9 protein-coding genes are annotated in these 9,354 nt (G+C 41.9%); all 9 read right to left on the reverse strand.

The window, feature by feature from the left end; genetic code table 11:
- Positions 1–140 precede the first annotated feature (140 nt).
- On the reverse strand, positions 141–1,181 hold the full coding sequence (gene recA / locus UB32_RS18690) for a recombinase RecA (protein ID WP_044396654.1): 1,041 nt from the start codon (positions 1,179–1,181) through the stop codon (positions 141–143).
- 267 nt (positions 1,182–1,448) lie between these two features.
- Complete coding sequence (locus tag UB32_RS18695; RefSeq protein WP_044396656.1) at positions 1,449–2,696, reverse strand: competence/damage-inducible protein A; 1,248 nt, start codon at positions 2,694–2,696, stop codon at positions 1,449–1,451.
- Between the two features lie 23 nt (positions 2,697–2,719).
- Complete coding sequence (gene pgsA, locus UB32_RS18700) at positions 2,720–3,298, reverse strand: CDP-diacylglycerol--glycerol-3-phosphate 3-phosphatidyltransferase (RefSeq protein WP_044396658.1); 579 nt, start codon at positions 3,296–3,298, stop codon at positions 2,720–2,722.
- A 138-nt stretch (positions 3,299–3,436) separates the two neighbouring features.
- Entirely contained in the window at positions 3,437–4,318 is an 882-nt protein-coding gene (locus tag UB32_RS18705; protein ID WP_044396670.1) for a helix-turn-helix domain-containing protein, read from the reverse strand.
- A 20-nt stretch (positions 4,319–4,338) separates the two neighbouring features.
- On the reverse strand, positions 4,339–5,130 hold the full coding sequence (locus UB32_RS18710) for a DUF3388 domain-containing protein (RefSeq protein ID WP_044396661.1): 792 nt from the start codon (positions 5,128–5,130) through the stop codon (positions 4,339–4,341).
- Between the two features lie 156 nt (positions 5,131–5,286).
- Complete coding sequence (locus tag UB32_RS18715) at positions 5,287–5,544, reverse strand: DUF3243 domain-containing protein (protein ID WP_044396663.1); 258 nt, start codon at positions 5,542–5,544, stop codon at positions 5,287–5,289.
- 102 nt (positions 5,545–5,646) lie between these two features.
- A complete protein-coding gene (gene ymfI / locus UB32_RS18720) occupies positions 5,647–6,369 on the reverse strand; it encodes an elongation factor P 5-aminopentanone reductase (protein WP_044396664.1) in 723 nt (240 codons plus the stop codon).
- 45 nt (positions 6,370–6,414) lie between these two features.
- Positions 6,415–7,707 carry an EF-P 5-aminopentanol modification-associated protein YfmH gene (yfmH, locus tag UB32_RS18725; protein ID WP_044396666.1) on the reverse strand — a complete coding sequence of 431 codons (1,293 nt, stop codon included), beginning with the start codon at positions 7,705–7,707 and terminating at the stop codon, positions 6,415–6,417.
- Positions 7,707–8,984: an EF-P 5-aminopentanol modification-associated protein YfmF gene (gene yfmF, locus UB32_RS18730; RefSeq protein WP_044396668.1), complete on the reverse strand. Its 1,278-nt coding sequence runs from the start codon at positions 8,982–8,984 to the stop codon at positions 7,707–7,709. Before yfmF ends, yfmH begins: the two co-directional genes overlap by 1 nt.
- Positions 8,985–9,354 lie beyond the last annotated feature (370 nt).

Here is a 9,354-nt window from a genome sequence, read left to right on the forward strand (position 1 = left end):
TTTTTACTCCTCAAAGCTGCCGGTAAGGATACTAACGATTTTAATTCATGATTCAATCAATCCTTCTTTTAAACCTCTGTTTTATATATCGAAAAAGGTCTCCTTCATGAAGGAGACCTTTGCTGGTCGATCGAATCTGATTAATCCAATTTAAGTTCTTCCTGATCTTCGTCCACTTCAGTAACTACGATTTCTCCATCAAGACTGTAGTGATCACGGATCTTCTTCTGGATTTCAAGCCGAATGGACGGATTTTCTTTTAGGAAAATCTTTGCGTTTTCCCTACCTTGTCCAAGGCGTTCCCCATTGTAGGAATACCAAGAACCGCTCTTATCAACAATATCAAGGTCTGACCCCATATCAATGATTTCACCTTCTTTGGAAATACCTTCACCGTACATAATATCCACTTCCGCTGTACGGAACGGAGGTGCAACCTTATTCTTGACCACTTTGATCTTCGTTTTATTGCCGACCATATCATTGCCCTGCTTCAATGTTTCAGCACGGCGTACTTCAAGACGAACACTTGAATAAAACTTCAACGCACGTCCGCCAGGTGTAATTTCAGGGTTACCGAACATAACGCCGACTTTTTCACGAATCTGGTTAATGAAGATTGCGATCGTTTTTGATTTGTTGATCGCACCTGAAAGTTTGCGCAATGCTTGGGACATGAGACGAGCCTGAAGCCCTACATGGGAATCTCCCATCTCACCCTCGATTTCAGCCTTAGGAACAAGAGCTGCAACGGAGTCAATAACAATAATATCAACTGCTCCGCTTCGTACAAGTGCTTCCGCAATTTCCAAAGCCTGCTCTCCTGTGTCCGGCTGTGACAAAAGAAGTTCATCAATGTTAACACCGAGTTTCTGTGCATATACAGGATCGAGCGCGTGCTCGGCATCAATAAACGCTGCTTGGCCTCCATTAGCCTGAACTTCTGCAATTGCATGAAGCGCAACAGTTGTCTTACCTGAACTTTCAGGTCCGTAGATTTCAATAACACGTCCTCGAGGATACCCGCCTATTCCTAGCGCTACATCCAATGCAAGGGAACCACTTGGAGAAGTAGAAATCTTAATGTCTGTCTTCTCTCCCAACTTCATAATCGAGCCTTTTCCAAATTGTTTTTCGATTTGTTTTAATGCCATATCTAACGCAGCTTGACGATCACTCACTCAATCTTCCTCCTTTTATATCAACACAAACAGCATGCTGCTTGCCCGCAAATCTTTTATTTAAAATCTATTATAACTATACCTTTTCCCTGATAGTTTGTCCATCAAAAAATCGAACGTTTATTCGTTTTTTTGAGATGAAAAAACTTATTAAAACTAAATTTCTGATGCACTTTTATGTAAAATTAAGCTGCCATTTCCCCATTAAAATTCACTTTCAACAATAAATCTGCCTATTTATTATTAAGAAAAAACACGGAAGCATTGTCACTTCCGTGTTTCTGTTAATCTATTAATAATCAGCTGACATCCGTACTTTACTGATCTGCTCCTGATTGCTGTTCGAGATCCGCTCATCCTCAGATGCTCCACATGCACTGGCTGACCTTTTATATGCACTCCAATGAAAACAGTCCCAGCCTGGTGGCCCTCGAGACTGTCGGGACCTGCTACACCGGTGAAACTAATGCCAATATCCGATTTGGCAATGGAGGAAATATTGACTGCCAGCTCTTCTGCACATTCCTTGCTGACAGCGCCATGTTTTTCTATTATTTCAGGTCTCACATTAACGAGTTCGATTTTGGCCTCATTGGAATAGCAGACAATGCCGGCCTGGAATAGGTTGCTTGCACCAGAGACAGAAGTCAATTCCTGCTGAAACATCCCACCCGTCAGGCTTTCCGCTGCTGAAATTGTCATATCTCTGCTTTTCAATAGTTTGGATAACTCCAAAATTAACGAGGTTTCATTGTAGCCATAAAAAAACTCGCCAACTCTTGCGATGATTTCGGCTTCCATTTTATCGATCATTGCCTCCGCGTTGCTATTAGCATCTGATCTTGCTGTCAATCTCAAGGTGACTTCTCCATCGCCTGCCAGCGGAGCAATGGTCGGATTGCTTTGCTGATCAATCAAATCCTCTATCTTCGCCTCAAGTGCTGCCTCACCGATACCAAAGAAGCGCAGGACTCTTGATTCAATTCTTGACTGGTTCCCATTTACCCCGGCAATAGCTGCCTGGCCATATTTTAGGAACATCGGCTCCATTTCTGAAGGCGGACCTGGCAGTAGCATATACTTGTGGTCTGCAGTTGTAAGGAACATTCCGGGAGCCATGCCATTTTCGTTTTTAAGGATGAGGGAACCTTCGATTACGAGCGCCTGTCTCCTGTTATTCTCGGTCATAACCCTGTTCGTTTTTTCGTAATACCATTCAATGGATCTCATCGCTTCTTCGTCAAGTACCAGCTTTTTACCGAGTTGCCCGGCAATGGTGTCTTTCGTAAGATCATCTTTAGTTGGTCCCAGTCCGCCCGTGAAAATTATCAATTCTGCACGTTGCTGGGCGATCGCGATTGCACTTTTGAGCCTATCTGAATTATCTCCGACAACGGTGTGATAGAATACATTGACTCCCAGGTCTGCAAGCTGCTTTGACAGGAACCGGGCGTTTGTATTGACGATTTGCCCGAGAAGTAGTTCAGAACCAACTGCTATGATTTCTGCATTCATGTGCCATCCTCCTGGAAAATCCTTTATTTAGAATTGCTGAATATTTGTTTGTTCTTTGCGAAGTACTCCCATCCAGACCAGATTGTAAAGAACATTGCCACCCATAAGGCGATGTCAGCAAATGGGATCGAAAAAGCTTCAAAAATGATATTATGCAGCAACAAAGCGGAAATTGCGACTGTTTGAGCCCACATTTTGATTTTTCCGGGCATCTTGGCAGCAACAACCTCGCCTCCTCCTGCAAGCAATAGTCGAAGCCCTGTCACGGCAAATTCTCTGCTGATGATAACAACGACAATCCAAGCCGGAGCATAACCAAGTTCAACGAGCACAATTAGCGCTGAAGAGACAAGTAGCTTGTCCGCCAGCGGGTCAAGAAATTTCCCGAGATTTGTAACGAGATTATGTTTTCGTGCCAGATAGCCATCAACCCAGTCTGTGACAGAAGCGAAAATATAAATCAACGCTCCTGCCAAATGAGTGACCGGCATTGTCGTTCCAAGCAGGGCAATCTCCCCCCAGGAAAATGGCACAATCATCACAATCAAGAATAACGGAATCAATAAAATGCGTGAAACCGTAATTTTATTGGGCAAGTTCATATCCTATTCCTCCAAATGTCAATTACACAGGCTGACAACATCATTATAACTTTCAAAGTATAACCCGTATAAACAAACGTCCATACGGGCATTCTTGTTGCAGCAGACTTTATACGGGCTGCAATTTATTATGTTCAACTACTTTACAAACTTGATCGTAATCAGCTGGGTCATATCATCTTGCGGGGAAACGGCGTACTCCAGCTTCTGGTCGTTTACGTAAATCTCCGTTTCCGTTGCACGCCCGATATTAATGACGGCCTCTGTTTCAGCAGTTAAATCTTCTGTCCGGTTTTCATTCTTGCCTTTAACAAGCGTTTCTGCAAAGATCGATTTTCCTGAACCATTAGAGAGTCCAACCCATGTTTGTCCAAGCGAAACAATTTTGATGACAAATCGATCGGCATTCTTCAGTTCATACACTGTATTGCTTCCATTGTTTGAGGCAACGGTAAGCTCCTGTGCAGGAGGTTCAGGCTTTGGTTTTTCGTCAGCAGGTTTTTCTTGGGCAGGGGCATCAGATTCACTTGTGTTATTTGCAGCGGGATCATTTGTGCTTCCTGCAGGTTCTTCCACGATTGGCTGGCTTTTATTGGTATTAGCGGTCTGGCCGGAATCATCGCCTGCATTTTTGACAATCAAATACCAGACGAGAGCAACTGCGCCAATAATGAAAATGACAATCAATATTTTTGGAAGAACATTCAAAATCTTAGAGGTTTCTGGTGACAAACTTTTCCTAGATTGAACTCGGGAAAGCTGTTCCGGCAATTCTTCATTATAGGTAGTAGGGATTTCGGATTTATACTGTTCAAAAAGCTGATCCGGATCAAGGCCAACAGCTTCGGCATATTGTTTGATGAACGCCCGCACATAGAATTTTCCTGGCATGATTGAATAGTTGCCATCTTCAATGCCCATCAAATACCGTTTTTGAATTTTCGTAATCGATTGCAGCTCGTCCAGACTGAGGCCTTTTGCTTCACGGGCTTCTTTTAAAATATTTCCTAACTCAGACACGATAACACCTTCCAATACTGTTAAAAATCAAATCCTCCAAAATCAGAATCAGTAAACATGTGATTCTTCTGGACCATATCATATACGATCTCCTCTTCAGGATTATTTCTTAATTCGATAATATAATCAAAATCATCCAATGTGTATTCCGTGTTCTGGACAAAAATATCAGGATGTTCCACTACCTTGACTGCAGGCAGTCGCATGATTTCCCTGACGAGCTGCCAATGCTTTTCATTGGCTCTTCTAGTTGAAACAATGCCATCTATGATGAATAAGTTATTAGCATTGTACTCATCTTCAATCAACTGATTGCGAATGGTCTGCTTCAATAACGTCGAGGAAACAAACAGCCATCTTTTATTAGCACAAACACTTGAAGCAACAACAGATTCTGTCTTGCCGACACGAGGCATTCCCCGGATACCAATCAGTTTATGGCCTTCCATCTTAAATAATTCTGCCATAAAATCAACAAGCAGTCCAAGTTCATCCCTCACAAACCGGAAAGTTTTTTTATCGTCAGCATCGCGTTGTATATACCTTCCATGCCTAACTGCCATGCGGTCACGCAATTTCGGCTCTCTAATTTTAATTACCCTTATTGTCTCCATAGTATGTAAAATAGACTCTAGTCGCTCAATTTGATCATCATCTTTTGCGAGGATCAAAAGACCTCGCCTGCCCTCGTCTACTCCATTGATCGTAACAATGTTGATAGACAGCATTCCAAGCAAAGAGGAAATATCACCAAGCAGTCCTGGACGGTTTATCATTATTTCATATTCTAAGTACCATTCTTTCTTCTCCATCCTTGTCCTCCTTTGCTTGCCATTACGACACATTTTGACATAATATCTAGCTACTATAATATATGATTTTTGACGAAGATGAAAGGAAAAACCAGCCAAAAATAAAGCATGTTATAAAAAAAGAGAGGATGTAAGGTCCCCTCTTCCAAAACTTACTTATTTGCTACCGTTGTTTTGAACAAGCTTTACCATCATAGTCGCGATCGCATGCTGTTCGTCTGGACTTGCCACTGACCAAAGATCGGTAAGAACTCTTTCCTGTTCGTTCTTTGGGTCGACGTTCTTGGCAAGATAGTCGCCGATTTGATAGGCAAGATCACCCATTGCTTCTTTATTCATTCCTTGATCCTGCGCCTGATTAAGTCGGTCCCCCAGGAAATCTTTCCACTGATTCCAATTTTCCAATACAGACATATTTGACAACCTCCTTGTCTAAAATAGTACAAGGTTATTTTGCATTCGTTTGTAGAGAAATATTCATCAAGAAACTTGTTTTAAAAATTTGTCACAAATCATTCATGTCAGCCAGCCTCCATTGATGGCCAAAACCTGCCCGGTAATGTAGGAAGATTTCTCGGATAAAAGAAATTCCACTCCGTTTGCCACTTCCTCAGGTGTTCCAAGACGGCCTGAGGGAATTTCAGCAGCAATTGCATCCAGCTCTTCTTCGCTAAATTTCTCCATCAGTGGCGTTTGGATTGCTCCGGGAGCAACTGCATTTACTCTAATCTTTGAAGGTGCCAGTTCTTTGCTCAATGCTTTTGCAAATGCTAGCTGTGCGCCCTTTACCGTTGAATAGGCCACCTCATATGATGCTCCTGTCTGGCCCCATACGGATGAGACAATCACAATATTCCCATTTTGCTTTTGCCGTAATTTTGGCACCAGCTTCTTTGTCAGAAGAAGAGGTGTCGTCACATGGAGTCGAATCAAGGCTTCTGCTTCCTCCTCTTCCAAGTCCTCTAGAAGCCCATATAAGGCATTCCCAGCATTATGGACGATTGCATCAATTGAAAAAATCTGGTCCACTAATTCGAGGTATCCTGTCTTAGAGACAAAATTGGCTTTGATTGGGATATATTCCCCGCCAAATGAGTCAATCTCACGGAGCAGGGCATCCATCTCTTTTTGATTCCGATCGTAATGCAGGTAGAGTGAATAACCTGACGATGCCAGCTTGATGGAGATCGCTTTGCCAATCGCTCCACTTGCCCCAGTTACAAGTACAAATCGTTTCATATCTTTTTCCTCTCCAATATTGTAAGCATACACCTCATTTGTCCATTACTTCCCTTTTGGCACAACCTGGCACACTGTGAAGCGATCTTCTGATATAAGTCTTTCTGCTGCCTTAGTTAAGTCATCGATCGTCAGGCTTTCCAACATTGGAACCACTTCAAACAAATCCATATCATTGAACGCGTAGCGTGTGAATTGATTTGCGATATATTCCGGAGAATTCACCGCTCGCAGGAACGCTCCGATTTTTTTCCTTTTTGTCCTTTCAAGGCTATCAGAAGTCCAACTTTGAGCTAATTTTGCCTCCATCAGCATCGCTTTAAGCCTGCTTGCAAGCAGATCTGGCTCATTAGTATCTCCGCCAACCATCGCGAATCCAAAGCCCAGTTCCTGTGAATAATCGTAGGAAAACGTGTCGTCAATCAGACCCGAACTATACAATTCAGTGTAGTGATCCGAACTTTTTCCAAATAGAATATCAAGCAGTACGTTCACTGATAGTTCATTCTTCAGCATGATGGTGCCTGATTCCGTCGGGTTGGCTGCTTTGAGTCCCACTAGGCATTTTGAGGTTTGCACATTCATTTTAAGAACTTGTTTTTTTTCGGCGACTCCAGCCGGTTCGGCATCGAATTTTCGTTGGATTTCCGGCTTGTTCTTATAGTCTTTCTTGCTCTGGTTATCTTTGATCATGCCCATGATTTCATCAGGATTGACAGGACCAACCACAAACAACAGCATATTGCTTGGATGGTAAAAAGTTTCATAGCATTCATACAGCATATCTTTCGTTATATGGGAGATCGATTCAATGGTACCGGCAATATCAATGCTGACAGGGTGGTTTTTATACATATTCTGGATTAGTCCAAAATACAGTCTCCAATCGGGATTATCATCATACATCGTGATTTCCTGGCCAATGATCCCCTTTTCCTTTTCCACTGTTTTTTCGGTAAAATAAGGCTCTTGAACGAAGTCAATCAGCGTTTCAAGGTTTTTCTCGACATTGGATGTACTGGAGAACAAATAAGCAGTTCGTGTAAAGGAAGTAAATGCGTTCGCAGATGCACCTTGCTTGCTGAACTGCTGAAATACATCCCCATCTTCCTTTTCAAATAACTTGTGTTCTAGGAAGTGAGCAATTCCATCTGGAACCTTAACGTATTCCTCTTTTCCTGGAGGAAGAAAGTGATTGTCAATGGAACCGTATTTTGTTGTAAAGGTAGCATATGTTTTGTTAAAACCTTTTTTTGGAAGGATATACACATCAAGCCCATTATCGAGCTTTTCATAATACATTTCTTCCTGAAGCTGTTCAAAAATAATCATCTCCATTATTTGTCCGCCTCCAATCCAGTTAAAAAGTAAACCGTGTCAAGCTGAATCTTCTTAGCAACATCAACGATTTCTTCTTTTGTGGTTGTACTCATGCCCTGAAGCCAGTCATCGAGGCTGACATTTTGACCTGATACTACATTATGATATAGTACCTCTACTATGCCTCTGGACGTATCCAATGTTTCAAGCATTTGATTTTCGATCACTGCTTTCGTCTGTTCCACTTCCTTCTCGGTAAAATCGCCTGCTGTCATTGCTTCCATCTGTTCACGGATGATTTGAACGGCCAGCTCAAAATTTTCGAATTCAATCCCGGACATAACCATCATTAAACCTTTGTGGCTTTCAAGTCGGCTGGCTACATAGTAGGCAAGACTGTTTTTTTCGCGGACATTTATAAATAATTTAGAATGTGAAAAGCCGCCAAAAATGCCGTTAAATACCTGGAGAGCATAATAGTCTTGGTCGCCATAAAGCACATTTGTTCTGTAACCGATATTCAACTTGCCTTGTTTGACATCCTCTTGATCTTTTACGATCTGTTCTTCTCTGCTGACGGTTTGAGCTGTTTTCAGCTGCACGGGGACACGATCCTCGAATTGGAGCAGATGGTCCGCTATGGATTGGACTTCTTCTTCATTCACATCGCCAATAATGTACAAATCCATTTCATCCTCAGCAAAAGCCTGTTTGTAGTACTCATACAAATTTTCCGGGTTAATCTGCGGGATATCGTCTATTTCTCCATTCACATGTAATGCATACGGCTCCCCTTTACACATTTCTTGAACAAGCCTGTAATTGGAGTAACGCATTTTATCATCATAAACTGCCTGAATCCGCTGTTTTAGCGTGCGTTTCTCTTTCTCCACTGTCGCTTTATCAAAAGCTCCATTTTCTGTCAAAGGCTTTACGAGGATAGCAGCGATTAGTTCCATTCCCTTTTTCAGCAACGGTGCTGGATCACTCAGGAATTTTTCATTAGCAATTTCGAGCGAGAAGCTTATGATCTGGAACTCTCCTTTTTTTGATACATCAACATTAAGATTCGCACCATAAAGTTCATCTAAATAGGAGCGCAGCTTTGTTGTTGATTCATATGCCTTTGAACTGCTTTGCAGCACATATGGAAGCAACGCACGTTTTGTTACGTTTTCACTTGTCAAAGGCGTTTTCATCTTCCAGACAATAGTGTTCGTCTTGAACTTTGCCGTTTTTACAATGTGAAGCTTATAACCCTTTAAATTCTTGATTGTTTCTAAAATGACAGCCATGTAAATCCTCCTTTAATGGGAACGTGTTAAACTCCTTATCCATTTTTCACTGTTTGAAATCGTGCAAAACATCTTTACTATATGTATACGTTTTAGATGCTCCTATTTAATATTCCTTTTAACCTACTTTCAATATACCTATCCGTTATTGTTTCTATTCTACAGTAACTGTTTGAAAAATTCTAAATTTAACATCCTTCAGTTAATTCCAGCCAATCATTTTCATACATAGACAAATGCAAAGAAAAGAGGCACCTTTTATATAGGAACCTCTTTTGATAAGAAAAGCGCAAGCGCCTTGGTCAGCCCCGACAAGCGCTTCCCGCCTAGAACGCCACGTCCTGTGGCGGCCGGGTCTAGCACATCCTGT

It is taken from the genome of Mesobacillus subterraneus, assembly GCF_000934845.1.
GTDB classification, from domain to species: domain Bacteria; phylum Bacillota; class Bacilli; order Bacillales; family Cytobacillaceae; genus Mesobacillus; species Mesobacillus stamsii.

Bases quoted from the DNA above. Each gene is read 5' to 3' on its own strand.
- UB32_RS18695 (WP_044396656.1), bottom strand. From the start codon at position 2,696: ATGAATGCAGAAATCATAGCAGTTGGTTCTGAACTACTTCTCGGGCAA.
- yfmF (WP_044396668.1), bottom strand. From the start codon at position 8,984: ATGGCTGTCATTTTAGAAACAATCAAGAATTTAAAGGGTTATAAGCTT.
- UB32_RS18715 (WP_044396663.1), bottom strand. From the start codon at position 5,544: ATGTCTGTATTGGAAAATTGGAATCAGTGGAAAGATTTCCTGGGGGAC.
- yfmH (WP_044396666.1), bottom strand. From the start codon at position 7,707: ATGGAGATGATTATTTTTGAACAGCTTCAGGAAGAAATGTATTATGAA.
- ymfI (WP_044396664.1), bottom strand. From the start codon at position 6,369: ATGAAACGATTTGTACTTGTAACTGGGGCAAGTGGAGCGATTGGCAAA.
- pgsA (WP_044396658.1), bottom strand. From the start codon at position 3,298: ATGAACTTGCCCAATAAAATTACGGTTTCACGCATTTTATTGATTCCG.
- UB32_RS18710 (WP_044396661.1), bottom strand. From the start codon at position 5,130: ATGGAGAAGAAAGAATGGTACTTAGAATATGAAATAATGATAAACCGT.